We start from the raw sequence: 18971 nt of genomic DNA, 5'->3' as shown, positions 1-18971 counted from the left end.
ACTAAATGAAAAAATCGACTTTGTATATCATATGCATCTTGCTCGTATTCTCTTTAGTGCTTGGTGCATGCGGAAGGACAGTGAATAAAGCCGGAGAAGATCATGAAATAAAAGAAGCCGGCAAAATAAATGAAACTGAAGCTCAAAAAGCCCAAGATGTTCAAAAAGAGGATGAAAATGATATCACAGAACCTGAGCCCAATGAAGTTCAAGAAGCAAAAAAAGATTACCCCTTGATTATTAAGGACATGCTGGGGAACAATGTGAAGATTGCAAAAAAACCGGAGAAAATTGCAGTAATATCGGGGAAACTTTTTGAATTGTTTTACTCTGCTGGGGGTGAATCCATTTGCAGAGTGGAAACAGAAGGGGGGAAGCCATCATGCGAAAACATGAAAAGTCTTCCCACAGTAGGCAAAGAATCCAATCCGGACATCATTGAGATTCTTGAGCTTGATCCGGATCTTGTCATTGTTGAAGCAGGATCGCAAAATGCCATAGCTTCTGATTTGAAGAAAAACGAGATTATTGTGATTGCCTTAGAAACAGGCAATGAAAGTAAGGACAAAAAGGCTGTAAAAATAATGAAGGAAGCAGCAGGAATTGATTAAACGAGATTTTATTGCTATGAAAGTTCAGCTTCGTTGTCATCCTGAGGGTTACACCCGAAGGATCTAATATTTGGAGCAACGCTTTCGTTTATCGTAGCGCCGGTACTGCATGGGAAATCAATATTGAGTAAAAATCAGGAGGGATTTTAAAATGATGAATAAAACAAAAAAACTATTATCAGCTATAGTTGTATGTATTTTGATGGCAACAGCGTTATCAACGGTTGCTTTTGCACAATCACCGATAAAAGTTGATGTAAATGGTAAAGAAATAAACCTTGGTGCTCATCAGCCCTATGTTGTAAATGGCAATGTTATGATGCCTCTTAGAGCGGTTTCAGAGGCTTTAGGTGCCAATGTATCTTGGGATGGGGAGAACAAAAACATTACCCTGTTAAGAGGGGATAATATTTACATAATGAAAGAGGGCAAAGCCAATGTATATGCAAATGGCAGAGTCTTCAAGCTCAGCCGGGCATCTGAGGCCAAAAATAATATATTATATGTTCCCCAGGATTTTATTCAAGCAGTGTTTGGGTTTCAACCTTCCTATGATGATAAATCCTTTAGGCTGAGCATAAAAATGAAAGCACTTCCGATCCATTTTTCTCAAAGCTTTAGAATTGAGTATATGGATGATGGGAGCAAGCTTGTTACGGATGGGGAAAACATGAGGCTGCTTCTTGTGCCCCAGGGAAATGAAGCTCCAAAAGGCTATAAAGCTGATAAAATAGTAAGAATACCCCTAAAAAATGCCATGTGTGCATCTTCAACTCAAGTAGGCCCCCTTATTAAGCTGGGTGTTTTGGACAGCTTAAAGGCAGTAACTACTCCGGGGGAAAAATGGGTAACCGCCGAAGTAAAAGCGGCTTTCAATCAAGGAAAGGTAAAATATGTAGGCGGAGATGGCATGGGACAGCCTGATTATGAGCTTGTGAAAGCTGTTAATCCCGATATGGTATTTGCATACACCGGCGCATATGGGCAGCAGGCTATGATTGATAAACTATCTGAAATGGGTATCGGTTGCGCAGTCAATAACGAGTACCTGGAGTCCCACTATCTGGGCCGTATGGAATGGATAAAATTCATGGCAGCTTTCTATGACAAGGAATTAGAAGCAGAAAAAATATTAAATGACGCTGTTAAAGAGATTGACAATGTTTCAATAAAAATTGCAGGATATAAAGCACCAAAGATCTCCTGGGGAAACTCAAATAAAGGTACTGTTTATGTACCCAATGCCGGCTCTTATATTGGAAAGTGGATAGATATGGCCGGTGGGGATTATGCATTTAAGAATGTAGGAGCAGGTGCTGCCGGAAGCGTTAAGATAAGTATGGAAGACTTTTATGCACAGTCAAAGGATGCAGACATTTTGATATACTCAAGTTTGATTACTTATCTTAAGAATTCTACTATTGAAGGTCTCATTGAAGAGAATCCGCTTCTTGCCGATATGAAGGCAGTAAAAAATGGAGATGTATGGGTGTATGGAGCAGACTGGTGGGAGACTATTCCTGACACAGACCGTTTTATAAAGGATATAGCATCAGTTTTTCATCCTGAAGCGTTTAAAGGATATAAAGGAGACAAGCTGATAAAGCTTCCAAGAAAATAAAGGAGTACAACGTTTCAAATAGGGGTAATATCTTTTATTACTCCTATTTATCTAATTGTGTTATGGAGGTTACTTATGCAGTATAAATCATTGCATCGGGGCAAAACTTTTGTTATTTTTATGCTTTTATCAGTAATTCTTGTTTTTGTTTTTTTGACCAGCATTGCCATAGGTTCCGTAAAGATTGACTTGCATGAAGTTGCAGAAATAATTATAGAAAAAATTCAAGATGATTCTGTGAACTCCACTATTGTGTGGAGAATTCGTCTGCCCAGGGCATTGGCATCAATGGTTGGAGGTGCTGCTATCGCAGTTGCCGGGTTATTATTGCAGGTTTTTTTCCGCAATCCCATTGTAGATTCTTATATCTTAGGTGTATCTTCAGGTTCGACTCTTTTTATAGCTTTATTAATGCTGGGAGGAGTTACTTTTGGATTTTCTACCCTATCGCCCTACACTCTTTTTATGGGAGCCTTTATGGGAGCTCTATCCGTTACGGCTATTATATTATTAGTTGCTTATAAGGTGAGGGATATTGTGACATTGCTGATAATTGGATTGATGATTGGCTATCTTTGCACAGCTGTCACAAATATACTAAAAATTTTTGCAGAGAATGAGAAGCTCAAGGAATTTGTCATTTGGACTATGGGAAGCTTTTCGGGATTTACATGGGAAAGGTTAAAAATAATGACTCTGATCGTTATACCCTTTTTATTAGGTGCTTTTCTCATTTCAAAGCCATTGAATGCATTTTTATTGGGCGAGGAATATGCAAAGAGCATGGGGGTAAATATAAGGTTCTTCAGAATCTGCATAATATTTGTATCCAGCGTGCTGACGGCTGCGGTTACGGCTTTTGCAGGCCCCATAGCCTTTATAGGCATGTCTGTACCGCATATCGCCAGGCTTTCTCTGAAGACCTCAGATAATAGGCTGCTCGTTCCATTTTCAATACTATTCGGAGCTATAATCACTGCTTTATGCGATCTTATTGCAAGAATACTCCTTGCGCCGGCAGAATTGACTATTAGCAGCGTCACCTCCTTCTTTGGAGTTCCAATTGTGATTTGGCTGCTTTTGAAACGGAGGACTCAGCTATGAGAATGTTGGAAACCAAGGATTTAACTGTAGGATATGGGCATAAAGAAGTGGTGAGAGGAATAAACATTGAGGCATTCAAGGGTCAGTTGCTTTGCATTTTAGGACCCAATGGCTCAGGGAAGTCAACAGTGCTGAAATCCCTATCAAGGCTTTTAAAACCTTTGAAAGGCGATATTTACATTAAAGGTGAGAGCTTATCTGAAATAAAAAGCTCAAGGCTTTCTAAAATCCTTGCTGTGGTGCTGACAGAAAGGCTCAATGTTGGCTTTTTAAAATCCTTTGATATAGTTGCCATGGGAAGGTATCCTCATACAGGCATTTTGGGAGGCTTAACAAAGCTTGATGAAGAAAAGGTCGGGAAATGCATTGCCATGGTCAATGGGGAGAACATTGCCCATAGATATTATAATGAGCTCAGCGACGGGGAGAAGCAAAAGGTCTTGCTCGCTCGGGCTCTGGCTCAAGAACCGGAACTTATCATTCTTGATGAGCCCACTACCCATTTGGATGTAAAGCACAAGCTGGAAGTCATGGCTATTCTAAAAAAGCTCACTCGCCAAAAAGGAATTACAGTAATACTGTCCCTTCATGATATAGATATAGCATTAAAAAGCTGTGATAGGGCAGTCTTCGTGAAGAATGGCGAAATTACAGCCTTTGGTTCACCTGAAGCAATAGGAAGCAATAAGGCGATATCGGAGCTTTATGATATTAAAGATGCCGGCTTCAATGCTTTTATGGGTACCGTTGAATTCTCCAATAAAAATACTCCTTCTATTTTTGTGATGGGAGGCGGCGGCTATGGAACACCTATTTACAGGCTTTTAACCAAAAACGGAGTAGGTGTAAATACAGGAATAATCCATGAGAATGATGTGGATTTTGAAATAGCAATGACCATGGGTTTAGATATACAAAGTGAAAAGCCCTTCAGTGAGATTGGAGAGACATCACTGGTTAAGGCAAAGAGCATGATTGATGGGGTTCATACTGTTATAGATTCGGGATGCCCCATAGGAGGTATAAACAAGAAGAATATGGAGCTTTTGACCTATGCATTGGAATCGGGTAAAAGGGTTTTGTCAATAAGAAGCAAGGAGGAATTATCCAATTATTTAGGTGAAAATTCCATGAACATAGAATTTTGCGGCAATATTTCTAAAATCACGGACCTGGTGGCTTCGATACTGGAAGGAGGCAAGCATGTATAGTATTGTTTTTATAATGTCTCCCATGGATTCCTCTTATAATTTTAAAGAAGCAAAGCAGCTATTGCATAGGGAACATGGGAATGACCTTTCTATTGATTTTATGGACAGCTATAAGATAGATAGCGGCAAAGAGGATTATGACAAATGTATGAAGCTTATAGAATCATCGGATATGATTTTTATAATAATGCATGGAGGGCTGACTCATTTTAAGAGCTTTTATTCTATATTGGACAGGTTTGAAGGGAAAAAGAAGTTCTTTATTCATTCCGGCTTCGAAGATGAAAACAGGATAATGCTTCAAAGATCAGGCATATCCCAAATGGAATATGCTGAAATTTTAAAATATGTTTCATCAGGGAGTATAAATAACTGTAAAAATCTAATAAAGTACCTGGCAGCCGTTTATGGCGGCATGAAAATAGAATACAACTATCCTGATACCTTAAAATGGGAGGGCATTTATTACCCCGGAGATAATATTGATGATTTCAGGGGTTATTTGGATAATGGTAAGAAATCAGGAAAGCCTGTGATAGGAATATTGTTTTATAGCAAATATATTCATGATAATGATATGGAACATATCGATGCGATGATCAGGGAAGTGGAAAGCCTAGGCGCTTATCCCGCAGCCGTATACTCATCTTCTGCATCGGACCTCTCCATAGGATGCAAGGGCTTCAGGTGGGTGGTAGAAAATATATTTAAGATGGATGGCATAAGCCAGGTGAATGCAATCATAAATACCATGGCTTATTCTCAAAGTATACTCTCCAACGCGGGAGACGGCAGCAAAGTTGTTGACAAGAGTATTTTTGAAGATATAGATGTGCCTGTTATTCAGGCAATGGCTACTTATCAAAGCTATGAGGACTGGAAAAGCAGCTTGAGGGGACTGGATGCCATGTCCTTTACCAGCAGTGTGTATTATCCTGAATTTGACGGGCAGATAATATTCTCTACCATAGCATATTGTGAGCTTGTGAAAGATGATATAGGTGAGAAAAGAATACATAAGCCAATATTTGAGAGGATCAACAGAGTATGCCGCCTGGCATGCAACTGGGCAAAGTTGTCCAAAAAGTTAAATAGCGAAAAAAAAGTTGCCATCTTATTTCATAATATGCCTCCAAGAAATGATATGATAGGCTGCGCTTTCGGATTGGACACCCCACAAAGTGTCCATCTTATGGTAAAAGCCCTGAAAGAAGCAGGAGTATATATAGAATACGAATTTGAAAATGGCGATGAAATAATAAATAGAATAATAAACGGGGTGAGCAATGATACAAGATGGCTTCCGGCAGAAAAAGCTCTGGAGAGAAGTGTTGATATAATTTCCGGTGATCTCTACAGGAGCTGGTTTTATAAGCTGAGCCAAACAGTACAAGACCAACTCATAAGGGACTGGTCTGATCCTCCCGGGGAATATATGGTGCATGGGGATAAGCTCCCGGTACCGGGAATAATAAACGGAAATATATTTATAGGGCTTCAGCCCCCCAGAGGCTATGAGGAAAAAGCGGAGGAAGTATATCACAGCACAGATATAGTACCGCCTCATCAATATATTGCCTTTTATAAATGGATAAGGAATTCTTTTAAAGCAGATGTGATTGTACATGTAGGTACCCATGGCACTTTAGAATGGCTTCCCGGAAAGGAAATAGGCCTGTCGGAGAGTTGCTACCCGGATATTGCCATTGACGATATACCTCATCTATATCCATATAATATAACGGTGATAGGAGAAGGCATACAAGCGAAAAGAAGATCCCATGCGGTGATTTTGGATCATTTGATACCCTCTCTCATGATGAGCGGAGCCTATGAAGAGATGGAGGAAATTGATGAACTGATAAAGCAATACTATCAGGCAAGACAGCTTGATAGAGGCAAACTGGAGCATATAAAGGGAAAAATAATAGAAATTGCAATAAAAAATGATTATCATACAGATTTGAACATAACAAAGGTACAAATGGAAACGGATTTTGAAAAATTCATAGAGCTTTTACATAGCTGGATTGAGGAAATAAAAAATACTTTGATAAAGGACGGACTCCACATCTTCGGCACAGCTCCCGCTGGAGAAAGATTGGAGAATCTCATCTGTGCTCTCCTTCGCCTGCCGAACGTCAATGTGCCTTCACTTATGAATGGGACTTGCAAAGCCATGGACTATGATTATGAGAGTTTAAAGGATATGCCTCATGAAACCGATCATAGAGGAAGGACAAATTTTATGGTGATTGAGAAAATGGGAAAAATCAGCAGGCAAATCATGAGAGACTTTATAACCCATGGCTTTGATGAAAGCAAAATTGATGAACTGCTCAGTAAATATTTTAATGATAGAGATAAAGAAAAAACTGATGATATAAGAGAAACCTTGCATTTTGCGGCACAGGTTGTGAGACTCAAGCTGGAATCGACAACTGATGAAATGAAATATCTGACAGCGGGTGTAGAGGGGAGGTTTATTCCTCCGGGAGGCGGCGGTGCTCCCACCAGAGGGAATGTGAGGATACTGCCTACAGGAAGAAATTTTTATTCCATTGATCCTGCCTCTGTTCCAACAAGAGCTTCATGGAAAGTAGGTAAGCAGCTGGGAGACAAAATGATAGAGAGGTATACAAAGGATGAGGGAAAGCTTCCGGAAGCTGTTGCAATAGTGGTATATGCAGGAGAAACAATGAAAACCTGCGGGGATGACATAGCAGAAATACTATATCTTATGGGGATAAAGCCAAAGTGGATGGAGAACTCCGATAAAGTAATAGGCTTAGAGGTTATTCCCATTGAAGAGTTGAAAAGGCCCAGGATAGATGTTACTTTACGCATTTCCGGACTTTTCAGAGACACCTTTCCCAATATTATTGAAATGATAGAAGACGCAGTAAACTTAGCTGCAGGTCTGGATGAAGGGGAAGATGATAATTATATAAGAAGGAATTTTATAAGAGAAGTGAATAACCTTGTGGAAAATGGGACGGACGCAGAGACAGCTCAAGAAGAAGCTGGTATGAGGATATTCAGCGATCCACCGGGAACCTACGGGGCAGGTGTAGATAAGCTCATAAACAGCAAGAATTGGGATGATTACGAGGATTTGGGCAATGTATACACTCTCTGGGGCGGCTATGCCTATGGGAAAAGGATTCACGGCCGCAGAGTTACAGAGGTCTTCGCCCGCCGTCTGTCCCAAGCGCAGATAAGCATAAAAAACGAATCTTCAATGGAAATAGATATGCTGGAAAGTGATGATTTTTATAATTATCATGGCGGCTTGATTGCGGCTATCAGGGCAAAATCAGGGGAAAAACCCAGGTCCTACTGCGGTAATACCGCCGATCCGTCAAGAGTGAAGATGAATGACGCACGGGAAGAAGCTGCAAAGATAATGCGTTCAAGGATACTTAATCCCAAATGGTTTGAAGGGCTTAGGCCGCATGGCTATAAGGGAGCTCAAGAAATTTCTGCCATGGTGGACTTCGTATTCGGATGGGATGCCACTTCCGACATTATTGAGGATTGGATGTACGAAAAAATAAGTGAAAACTATCTATTCAATGATGAAAGAAGAGAATGGATAAAGAGTGTCAATCCTTGGGCTATACATAACATGGTAGAAAGATTGCTTGAGGCTCAGCAAAGAGGGATGTGGAATGCCAAGGAGGAGAGCCTGAAAAAGCTGAGGAATCTTTATATTTCGATAGAAGGAGATTTAGAGGAGCGTATGTGATTGAAAGGAAATAGGGTTTTAACGCTTGAGCATATTAAGTATATTGTGCTGTGGGCAACAAATGACTGCAATCTGAGGTGTAAATACTGCTATGCTCATGGCGGAGAGAAAAAAGATTATATGAGCTTTGAGGCGGCTAAAAGAGCTGTTGAGCTGCCAAGGGGCAGCTTCAAGCTTCAGATTGCAGGGGGAGAACCATTTATGAATTTCTCTCTTATAAAAGAAATTCATGATTACTTAAAAATGCATAAGCCAAGGACAAGGATGCAGCTTCAAACCAATGGTATGATGATAGACGGTAAAATAGCAAAAGAGATAAAAGAAATGAATATAGGTATAGGCGTAAGCTTGGACGGCCCCTTTGAAATCAACGAATCCCTCCGGGGAGGAACCATAGAAGCTATAAACGGCATCAAAGCACTGGGAGCCTATGGTATTATGACAAATCTAAATTGTGTCGTAACATCAGCTTCCATAGAAAAGCTTGATGAATTGGTGGATTTAGCTTTTTACTTGGGCAATATTGGGGGTATAGGTCTAGATCTTTTAAGAGAAACAGGCAGGGCAGAAAGCAGCGGAATTAAGAAGGCCTCTCCCGGGCAAGTTGCAGAAAATCTCTGGAAGGCTTGGAGAAGAACAGAAGAATTATATAGGCTCACAGGCAAAAAGGTAGCAATAAGAGAAATAGAAGACGCGAAAAAAAGGATTCATGAAATACAAGGATGCAATGATTATTGTTATGCCGTATCAGGAAGTTCTATGGTAGTGCTGCCTGATGGCGATCTATATCCCTGCGGTTCATTGGTAAGGAAGAAAGCCTACTATATGGGGAACATATACCATGAATCCACCTATAGAGAAGTAAAACTTGATATTGAAAGACCAGAAAGCTGCAATAGTTGCAAATACGGCAAAATATGTATGGGGGCATGTCCTGCCAGAAGCATAATCAATTCAGATGGCCGGGGCTTCACAAAAGAGGACTGCGCTCTCAGAAAAACGGCCTTTGAAATTGCAGAAAAGGAGTATAAAAGATGTTACAATTGATAAACCTGACCAAAAAATATAGCAGCCTGACAGCAGTGGACAACCTCAATCTCACTTTGGCAAAGGGAGAATTCTTTGGACTTTTAGGGCCCAATGGTGCTGGAAAAACAACGACTGTAAGGATGATAAGCACCCTTACACCCAAAACTTCAGGAGATATTATAATAGATAGCCAAAGCATGGACCGAAACTTGACAGCAGTAAAAATTATGATAGGAATTGTTCCCCAGCATAATAATCTGGAAAATGAAATGACAGCATGGGAAAACCTCGAGGTTCATGGCATGCTGTATAAAATGACAAAAACAGAAAGAAAGGAAAGAATAAAAGAGCTTCTTGAATTTACAGAGCTGACAGATCGCAAAGATGATTTGGTGAATAAGTATTCAGGCGGAATGAAAAGAAAGCTTATGATTGCAAGGGCTCTTATGCATGGCCCAAGAATTTTGCTTTTGGATGAACCGACGGTAGGGCTTGATGCATCTGCCAGAAGAAAAATGTGGGATCTGTTGAAAAGGCTCAAAAGCAATGGCTTGACGGTGCTTTTGACCACTCACTATATAGAAGAAGCAGAAGCTTTGTGCGACCGGGTAGGCCTTATTAATGATGGTAAGCTTGTAGAATTAGATGCTCCAAAAAAATTGATAGAAAAAGTAGGAAAATTTGCAGTAGAGCATTTTATAAATGGCGAGACAAAGGAAGAATTTTTTGAAACCAGGGAGAAAGCAGTAGAATATGCGGCGGCTTTGCATGGAAGCGTCAATATCAGACCTTCTAATCTGGAGGATGTATTCTTGAAGGTCACCAATAGAAGGGTGGGGTCTTAATGGAAGCATTATACGGAATATTATGGCAGGAGCTCATAATATTTAAAAGGAAATTTTGGAGCACTACAATAGGTGCGATGGTTTCACCCACACTGTATCTTATTGCCTTTGGCTGGGGTTTGGGAAGCGGCATGCAGGTAGAAGGCAAATCCTATATGAATTTTGTAATTCCGGGCATTATAGCTATGAATACAATGGTGGTAAGCTTCAGCAATACAGCCAATTCAATCAATATATCCCGGATATATTATAAAACCTTCGAAGAATTTATGGTGGCACCTTTAAATATGACTGTTTACGCTTTGGGCAAAATCATTGCAGGAGCATTTTACGGAGCATATTCTGCATTTTTGATTATTTCCATAGTATCCATATTTGGTTCAGGACTGACGATAACTCCATACTTTCTATCCATAGCATTGCTGAATTGCTTTGTTTTTTCTGCGGGAGGCTTTTTGGCAGGCTTAGTGATAAACTCCCATGCAGATATGTCGAAGTTTAATAATTTTGTGATCACACCCATGTCTTTTCTATGCGGGACATTTTTCCCGATAGATAAGATGCCAGCTGGTATTAAATATTTTATACATATGCTGCCTCTAACTCACACCAGCATTGCATTGAGAAGCGTCGGAGAGGATATGGTGCATATGCTTCTGCATATTGCGGTGCTGTTATTATATTTTGCGGTTTTATTTATTGCAGGATCTCGATATTGTAAAAATGTAGAGTAAATAGTAATTTGAAGGAGTGTCATCAGATGAAAAACGCAAAAACAGTATATCCATTTACAGCTATAGTAGGACAGGAAAAAATGAAAAAAGCTTTGATGCTGAATGTTATTAATCCTCTGCTTGGTGGAGTATTGATAAGGGGAGAAAAAGGAACTGCCAAATCTACTGCTGTAAGAGCATTAGTAGAGCTGCTTCCAAAAAGAACACAAGTGGAAGGTTGTATTTTTGGTTGTGACCCTCATGACAAAAGCAGTATGTGCAGCAAATGTATGGGAAAAGCTGATAAAAGTCAAGAACTGACTGAAGTAGAAGGAAAAATGAAGGTTGTGGATCTGCCTGTAAGTGCTACGGAAGATAGGGTGGTAGGAACCCTAGATATAGAATATGCAATAAAAAAAGGCGAAAAAAGGTTTGAACCGGGGATACTTGCTCAGGCAAACAGAAATATTCTTTATGTAGATGAAGTAAACCTACTGGACGATCACATAGTTGATGTTTTGTTGGATTCTGCGGCTATGGGTGTTAACACAATAGAAAGGGAAGGAGTATCCTTTTTTCATCCTGCGAGATTTATATTAGTAGGTACTATGAATCCGGAGGAAGGAGATTTGAGACCCCAGCTGCTGGATAGGTTTTGTATGGTGGTAGATGTTATAGGAGAAAGAGACTCACAAAAAAGAGTTGAAGTAATAAAAAACAGATTGGAGTATGAAAAAGACAGTGAATCTTTTGCACAAAAATGTGAGCCTCAACAGCAGGATATGCGAAATAGGATACAAAAAGCTCAAAAACTTTTAGATGAAGTTACTTATGACGAAAGCATATTGGAAATGGCCGCAAAGATAAGCATTGAAATGGAAGTGGATGGACATAGAGCGGATATTGCCATGATAAAGACCGCAATGACTATTGCGGCTTTTAACGGGAGAGATAAGGTTTCAAGCAGTGATCTGTTGGAAGCCGGGGAACTTGTCCTGCCGCATAGAATGAAGAGGACACCTTTTGAAGGGAGCATATTCAATATATCAAAGGTCAAAGATGTTATTGAACGGGTCAATGAAGCCTGATGGGAGGGTGGAACCTTGAAAGTAAATTATGATAATGTATTTCCTTTTGCAGCAATTATAGGACAGAAAAAAGTTAAAAAAGCATTGCTGCTGAATCTGATTAATCCTAAAATAGGAGGAGTGCTGTTAAGCGGCGAAAAGGGCACCGCAAAGTCAACCTTGGTGAGAGGCATGGCGGCTTTGTCCGAAGGAATGAAAGTAGTAAATCTTCCTCTTAATATAACGGAGGATAGGTTAATAGGCAGCATTGATATTGAAAAGACACTTGCAGAGGGAAAAAGAAACTTTGAACCGGGTATATTGAAGGAAGCTCATGAAAACATACTCTATGTTGATGAGGTAAACTTATTGAGTGAGCATTTGGTTAATTGTCTTCTGGAAGCAGCGTCTTCCGGTGTAAACAAAGTTGAAAGAGAGGGCATATCTTTTGCGCATCCTTCCCAATTTGTGTTGGTAGGAACCATGAACCCTGAAGAAGGGCATTTAAGATCCCAATTTTTAGATAGATTTGGTTTATTTGCGGAGGTTAGCGGCTGCATGGACCTCCTTGAAAGAAAAGAGATTATAAAAAGAAGGCTTGAATACGAAAAATCACCATTAGACTTTATAGAAAAGTGGAGATTGGAATCAGATGTGCTGGCAAAGCAAATAAAAGATGCAAAACAATATTTAAGCAGAGTTCAAGTGTCGGATAATGTAATGAAGCTGGCAGCGGAGATAGCTAAGGAAGCAAACTGTGCCGGGCATAGGGCGGAGCTGGTAATTGTTGAAACTGCAAAGGCTATGGCGGCTTACGAAAAAAGAAGCAACATAGCAATAGGGCATATAAAAGAAGCTGCTGAATATGCATTACCCCATAGAAAGAGGGAAAAACCCATGGAACAGGAGCTGCCGTCGGAGCCTCCACAAATGGAAGACCAAGAAGATGACAATGAGAAGCCGCTCGAACAACTTGAGCAGCCTGAAAAGCAGGAGTCCAATCAACAGGAGAACACCAATCCCATGGAGCCGGAGCAGCAAGAAAACAAAGACCATGAGGATGAAGACAAAAAAGAAGATGACGATATGAGCATTGATCAGTTAGATGATATAGGAAGAACCTTCATTGTGAGAAATTTAGATATAAGAATGATGGATCGCAAGAAACGAAAAGGCGAAGGTAAAAGGATTAGAACCAAAACCGATACCAAAAAGGGTCAATATATAAGGTATAAAGCACCTAAAGACAAGCTGCAGGATATAGCCTTTGATGCTACATTGAGGGCAGCGGCGCCATATCAGTCAATCAGAGATAAAAACGGACTTGCAGTAACAATTGAAAGCAGCGATTTTCGTGAAAAGGTGAGAGAAAAGCGTACCGGCAGTACAATAATTTTTATAGTTGATGCCAGCGGTTCTATGGGAGCTAAAAAGAGAATGTCTGCTGTCAAAGGAGCTGTAGTATCTTTGCTTACGGATGCATATCAAAAAAGAGATAAGGTAGGACTCATAGCATTCCGGAAAAAAGAAGCGGAGGTGCTGCTGAATATTACACGCAGTGTGGATATGGCTGAAAAACATCTTAAGGCTTTGCCTACAGGAGGCAAAACTCCTCTCTCCGCAGGCCTTTTGAAGGGATATGAAATGATAAAAATAGCTCAAAAAAAGAATCCGGATATGCTGCCTATAATAGTGCTGGTGTCAGACGGGAGAACTAATGCAGCAATCAATGGGGGAGAACCGCTAGATGAAGCATTGGAAGTTGCAAATAAAATTCAAATGGAAGGCATACGCTCCATTGTAGTAGATACAGAGCAGGATTTTATAAAATTAGAGATTGCAAAAGACATTGCCCAGGCATTGGGAGCCAGATATTACAAGCTTGAAGAATTGGAAGGAGAGCAATTAGCAGAAGCGGTGCGGCAGTGTACCTCCTATTTTCAAATATAGAGCAGTGAAGAAAACTATTAAATATGATAACATAAAGATGATTATTGAAAAAAGAATCTAGGAGTTTATATGAAAAAGTTAAATGTTTTAAAAGATTATTTTGGATTTACTTCTTTCAGAATAGGGCAAGAAGGGCTTATTGATAATATATTAAAAGGCAGAGATACTCTGGGAATAATGCCCACGGGAGCAGGCAAATCCCTATGCTTTCAATTGCCTGCTCTCATGTTTGATGGTATAACCCTTGTCGTTTCTCCTTTGATTTCTCTGATGAAGGATCAGGTTGGTTCTCTTACTCAAGCCGGCATAAGTGCTGCATACATAAACAGTTCTCTAAATCATAGTCAATATATTAAAGCTCTGCAAAATGCAAAAGATGGCATGTATAAGATAATTTATGTGGCACCGGAAAGGCTGACTACAGAAGAATTTATTGATTTTGCACAAAATGCAAAAATTTCAATGGTTACCATTGATGAGGCCCACTGCGTTTCACAATGGGGTCAGGATTTTAGACCAAGCTATCTTATAATACCTCAATTCATAAACAGACTTGCAGATAGGCCGGTTTTAGCAGCATTTACCGCAACGGCTACTCCACAGGTTAGAGAAGATGTTATAGATAAGCTTAATCTAAAAGAACCATATGTATTAACAACAGGCTTTGACAGGAAAAATTTATTTTTTTCCGTGCAAAAGCCTAAGGATAAGTTTGCTGCATTAAAGGATTATATTGAAAGAAATAAAACCAAATGCGGCATTGTATATTGCTCAACCAGAAAAACTGTTGATGAGGTATGTAGAAATCTCATCAAATCAGGTTTTGCTGCGGTACCATATCATGCCGGCCTCTCGGAAGAGAATAGGAGAGATAATCAGGATTCATTTATATATGACAAATCCAATATAATGGTGGCTACAAATGCTTTTGGTATGGGCATTGATAAATCTAATATTTCCTATATAATTCACTACAATATGCCCAAGAATATTGAAAGCTACTATCAAGAAGCCGGCAGAGCAGGAAGGGATGGAGAACCTGCGGAATGCTTGCTTTTTTATGGCGGACAAGACGTAGTCATAAACCAATTACTAATAGATAATTCTAATGGCAATGAGGACTTGGATAAAGAGACAATTGAAGCTATAAAAGAAAAAGACCGGGAATTATTAAAAATAATGACATTTTACTGTCATACTAATGATTGCCTGAGGGAATATATACTAAACTATTTTGGAGAAAAAGCATCAAATTATTGTGGGAATTGCTCAAATTGCAACACAAATTTTGAAGAGGAAGACGTTACTATTGAGGCTCAAAAGATAATGTCTTGTATAAAAAGAGTTGGGCAGCGTTTTGGTATAAGAATGATTGTTGATATATTGAGAGGCAGCAAAAATCAAAGAATTATAAATAACAGCCTTAATAATATATCAACCTATGGGGTAATGTCTAGTGTTTCCGAGAGCAGGATCAGGGATGTTATAAATTTTCTTGTATTGCAGGGATATTTGGAGATAACGAACAGTGAATATCCTGTAGTTCAGCTTACACATAAGGCAGTGGAAGTCCTTTTTGGCGATTGCAGAATTAGCATGAAGGTGCAAAAGCATTATAAAGATGAGGACAAACCTGCCAAAGCCAAAACTAAGACAGAACAATTAAATACAAACATAAATGAAGAGCTGTTTGAGAGATTACGATTGCTCCGAAGCAAAATTGCTCAAGATCAGCAAGTACCGGCATATATAGTTTTTGCAGATGCTGCTCTTAGGGATATGTGTATCAAAATGCCCAAAAATAGTGACGAGTTTTTACAAGTAAACGGTGTTGGACAGGTCAAGCTTGAGAGATACGGGAAGGAATTTTTAGAAGAGATTAACAGCTAAATTTAGTAAAATATAAATTGACGCTATCTTAGCTCATCAAACTGATTGACACAATATATGGTATATGTTACTATATTAATAACTAAATATTGTGCTAGCAAGGTGCTTGTACCTAGGGTACGGCTTAAAAGGGAAACAGGTGAAAATCCTGTACGGTCCCGCCGCTGTAATGGGGAAATGCTTCATTGTATATGCCACTGAATATTTCGGGAAGGCATGATGCATTGATGACCCGTAGTCAGAAGACCTGCCTTTGCGGATGTACCATTAACTCTACGAGTGATAGGGGGTGCTTTTACGGTTGACTCCCTTTGCTTTTTTGCAAAGGGTTTATTATTTTTAAACAGGAGGCTATTATGATTTCTGAAGTTGTAAAAAGGGATGGCAGGCGTGAAGCCTTTGATCCGGAGAAGATATCCCGTGCGATTTTTAAAGCTGCAGTGGCCTGTGGAGGCAAAGACCTTCAATTGGCGGAAGAACTGGCAAAGCAGGTTGTAAAAAAGCTTGAAAGCAAATATATAAATAAAACTCCGGATATTGAAGATATTCAAGATATTGTTGAAAAGGTGCTCATTGAAAATGGGCATGCTCGAACTGCAAAAGCATACATACTGTATAGGCAAAAAAGGAAAAGCGCCAGAGAAATGGATGCTTTAATCGGTGCGACAATTGAAATGTTTTCCGACTACCTGTCGGGCAAGGATTGGCAAATAAATGAAAACGCCAATTCACAGAAGAGCGTCAATGGCCTAAATAATTATGTCAGGGATGTATTTACGAAAAAGTACTGGCTTTACGAGGTATATCCGGAGGAAGTAAGGAAGGCTCATGAAAGCGGTGACTGCCATATTCACGACCTCGGCTTTTTTGGTCCTTACTGTGCCGGTTGGGATTTGCGCCAGCTATTGATGGATGGCTTTGGCGGAGTTCCGGGTAAGGTGGAAAGCGGTCCGGCCAGGCATTTGCGCTCTTTTCTCGGGCAAATAGTAAACTCCACCTTTACAACCCAGGGAGAAACCGCAGGAGCACAGGCCTGGTCAAGCTTTGACACATACTGTGCTCCATTTATACGCTACGATAATTTGAGCTATAAACAAGTTAAACAGTGCCTCCAGGAGTTCATATTTAATATCAATGTGCCAACAAGGGTTGGCTTTCAATGTCCCTTTTCCAATCTTACCTTCGATATACGGGTTCCATCAACATTAAAGGATGAGGCTGTGATTTTGGGAGGAAAATACACCGATGATAAATATGGCGATTTCCAGAAGGAAATGGATATGTTTAATTTAGCCTTTTGCGAGGTCATGCTGGAAGGCGATGCAAAGGGGCGTGTATTTACTTTCCCGATACCCACAATAAACATAACAAAGGATTTTGATTGGCAAAGCCCTATAGTGGACGCATTTATGCGGATTACATGCAAATATGGCATACCATATTTCGCTAATTACATAAATTCTGACCTTTCACCTGAAGATGCAGTATCTATGTGTTGCCGTTTGAGACTTAATACGAGAGAATTAAAGAAACGGGGGGGCGGGCTTTTTGGAAGCAATCCATTGACAGGCTCCATCGGAGTTTTCACAATCAATTTGCCGCGTATCGGCTATCTGTCCAAAACTAAAGAAGAGTTTTTATCCAGTCTTAGAAGAATTGCCGAGATTGGCCGCACTTCTCTTGAAATAAAAAGAAAGATAATTGAACAGCAAACGGAAAAAGGGCTATATCCATACTCTGCCTATTATTTGAGAAATGTAAAGCAGAGATTTGGAAGGTATTGGCACAATCACTTCAGCACCATAGGAATCCTTGGAATGAATGAAGCCCTTATTAACTTCATGGGAAAGGATATAGCCTCGGAGGAAGGCAAAGCCTTTTCATTGGAGGTGATGAATTTCCTCAGGGAGCTTCTCCTTGAATTCCAGGACGAAACCGGCAATGTGTATAACCTTGAAGCAACGCCGGCAGAGGGGACCTCTTATCGGCTGGCAATGCTGGACAAGAATAAATACAGGGATATCATCACGGCAGGAAGGGATATACCCTATTATACAAATTCAACTCAGCTTCCGGTAGACCATACGGATGACATGTTTGAGGTTATGGATCATCAAGATAAGCTGCAAATTCTTTATACAGGTGGAACAGTACAGCATTTATACCTTGGAGAAGCCATAGAGGATGTAACGGTGTGCAAGCAGCTAATAAAAAGGGTATTTGAAAACTACAGCATCCCCTATATTTCCGTTACGCCTACCTTCAGCATATGCGGCGCTCATGGATATATTAAGGGTGAGCATTACAATTGCCCTGAATGCGGAGAAGAGACAGAGGTTTGGTCAAGGGTCACAGGTTATTTAAGGCCTGTTAAAAACTATAATCTCGGTAAAAAGGAAGAGTATAGACAGAGAAAGAAATTCAGTATTTCCGAGGTGGTCTAATGAATATAAGCGGGTTTATCAAAACATCTTTTGTTGATTATCCGGGAGAGATCGCTTCTGTGATATTTACACAAGGCTGCAATTTGAATTGCAGCTACTGCCATAATGCGGGCCTGATAGGCAGAGGTAATGGTACAGGAGAGGTAGCGACAGAGGAAGTATTTCATTGGCTCTCAAAAAGAAAAGGAATGATCGGCGCTGTGGTGATAAGCGGAGGGGAGCCTATGTTGCAAAGAGATATAAATGATTTTGCAAAAAAACTGAAATCAAGAGGCTTGCGTGTAAAGCTGGATACCAACGGAACAGACCCCGATGCATTAAAGTCGCTGATCCGGCATCGGCTTTTGGATTATATTGCAATGGATTTGAAAGCTCCGCTGTGCAAATATGTCAGCATTTGCAGGACCAAAGATCTAAATCTCGCTTTAATCAAAGAAAGCGTGGAAATAATCAAAGAGAGCGGACTTCAATATGAGTTTAGAACAACGCTGTGCCCTGAGCTTGAGTCAGAGGATGTCTTAAGCATTATTTCGGATTTTCACATAGCATCAAACTATGTGATCCAGAATTGCAGAAGTGCTGAGGGCGTTAAGTACGGTTCCGGCACTGAAAAAATCGGCTTACTGAAGCAAAAACTTCAAAAAAGCCTGTGCTGCACTTACAGGGGATTTTAACTTTAGGGCAGCTAATAAGATCGATGTTAATGCCTGATAAATATGAGGGAATAATTCTGTTCCC

General features: G+C 40.0%; 13 protein-coding genes and 1 riboswitch. All 13 genes read left to right on the top strand.

Annotation, left to right across the window (positions count from 1 at the left end; all coding sequences use genetic code 11):
• Positions 1–5: 5 nt before the first annotated feature.
• The 13 genes from AC4HCY_RS15630 to AC4HCY_RS15570 all read left to right on the top strand — a co-directional run bounded on the left by AC4HCY_RS15630 (position 6) and on the right by AC4HCY_RS15570 (position 18907).
• On the top strand, positions 6–611 hold the full coding sequence (locus AC4HCY_RS15630; RefSeq protein WP_491094590.1) for a TroA family protein: 606 nt from the start codon (positions 6–8) through the stop codon (positions 609–611).
• 151 nt (positions 612–762) lie between these two features.
• The gene (locus AC4HCY_RS15625) at positions 763–2232 is read left to right on the top strand and encodes a stalk domain-containing protein (protein WP_491094589.1); all 1470 of its coding nucleotides are present in this window, start codon (positions 763–765) and stop codon (positions 2230–2232) included.
• A gap of 75 nt (positions 2233–2307) precedes the next feature.
• Positions 2308–3336 (top strand): FecCD family ABC transporter permease, encoded by a 1029-nt coding sequence (locus tag AC4HCY_RS15620; protein WP_491094588.1) that lies wholly within the window; start codon positions 2308–2310, stop codon positions 3334–3336.
• Positions 3333–4547, top strand: a complete 1215-nt coding sequence (locus AC4HCY_RS15615) for an ABC transporter ATP-binding protein (protein ID WP_323430372.1) — start codon at positions 3333–3335, stop codon at positions 4545–4547. Before AC4HCY_RS15620 ends, AC4HCY_RS15615 begins: the two co-directional genes overlap by 4 nt.
• Positions 4540–8295, top strand: coding sequence for a cobaltochelatase subunit CobN (gene cobN / locus AC4HCY_RS15610; RefSeq protein WP_491094587.1), 3756 nt, complete (start codon positions 4540–4542; stop codon positions 8293–8295). The genes AC4HCY_RS15615 and cobN overlap by 8 nt, the downstream gene beginning before the upstream one ends.
• Entirely contained in the window at positions 8296–9342 is a 1047-nt protein-coding gene (locus AC4HCY_RS15605; protein ID WP_491094586.1) for a radical SAM protein, read from the top strand. It abuts the gene before it with no gap.
• Entirely contained in the window at positions 9330–10169 is an 840-nt protein-coding gene (locus AC4HCY_RS15600; protein WP_491094585.1) for an ABC transporter ATP-binding protein, read from the top strand. Before AC4HCY_RS15605 ends, AC4HCY_RS15600 begins: the two co-directional genes overlap by 13 nt.
• Entirely contained in the window at positions 10169–10903 is a 735-nt protein-coding gene (locus tag AC4HCY_RS15595) for an ABC transporter permease (RefSeq protein ID WP_323430376.1), read from the top strand. The genes AC4HCY_RS15600 and AC4HCY_RS15595 overlap by 1 nt, the downstream gene beginning before the upstream one ends.
• A 26-nt stretch (positions 10904–10929) precedes the next feature.
• A complete protein-coding gene (locus tag AC4HCY_RS15590; RefSeq protein ID WP_491094584.1) occupies positions 10930–11970 on the top strand; it encodes a magnesium chelatase ATPase subunit I in 1041 nt (346 codons plus the stop codon).
• 15 nt (positions 11971–11985) lie between these two features.
• On the top strand, positions 11986–13899 hold the full coding sequence (locus AC4HCY_RS15585; RefSeq protein WP_491094583.1) for a magnesium chelatase subunit D family protein: 1914 nt from the start codon (positions 11986–11988) through the stop codon (positions 13897–13899).
• A 69-nt stretch (positions 13900–13968) separates the two neighbouring features.
• Complete coding sequence (gene recQ / locus AC4HCY_RS15580) at positions 13969–15789, top strand: DNA helicase RecQ (protein WP_491094582.1); 1821 nt, start codon at positions 13969–13971, stop codon at positions 15787–15789.
• 84 nt (positions 15790–15873) lie between these two features.
• A riboswitch (cobalamin riboswitch) is annotated at positions 15874–16058 on the top strand.
• 87 nt (positions 16059–16145) lie between these two features.
• On the top strand, positions 16146–18233 hold the full coding sequence (locus AC4HCY_RS15575; protein WP_323430380.1) for a ribonucleoside triphosphate reductase: 2088 nt from the start codon (positions 16146–16148) through the stop codon (positions 18231–18233).
• Positions 18233–18907, top strand: coding sequence for an anaerobic ribonucleoside-triphosphate reductase activating protein (locus AC4HCY_RS15570; protein WP_323430381.1), 675 nt, complete (start codon positions 18233–18235; stop codon positions 18905–18907). The genes AC4HCY_RS15575 and AC4HCY_RS15570 overlap by 1 nt, the downstream gene beginning before the upstream one ends.
• Positions 18908–18971 lie beyond the last annotated feature (64 nt).

The organism is Lutispora sp. QWL-02, from assembly GCF_058315355.1.
This window is presented reverse-complemented; position numbering and strand designations above follow the sequence as displayed.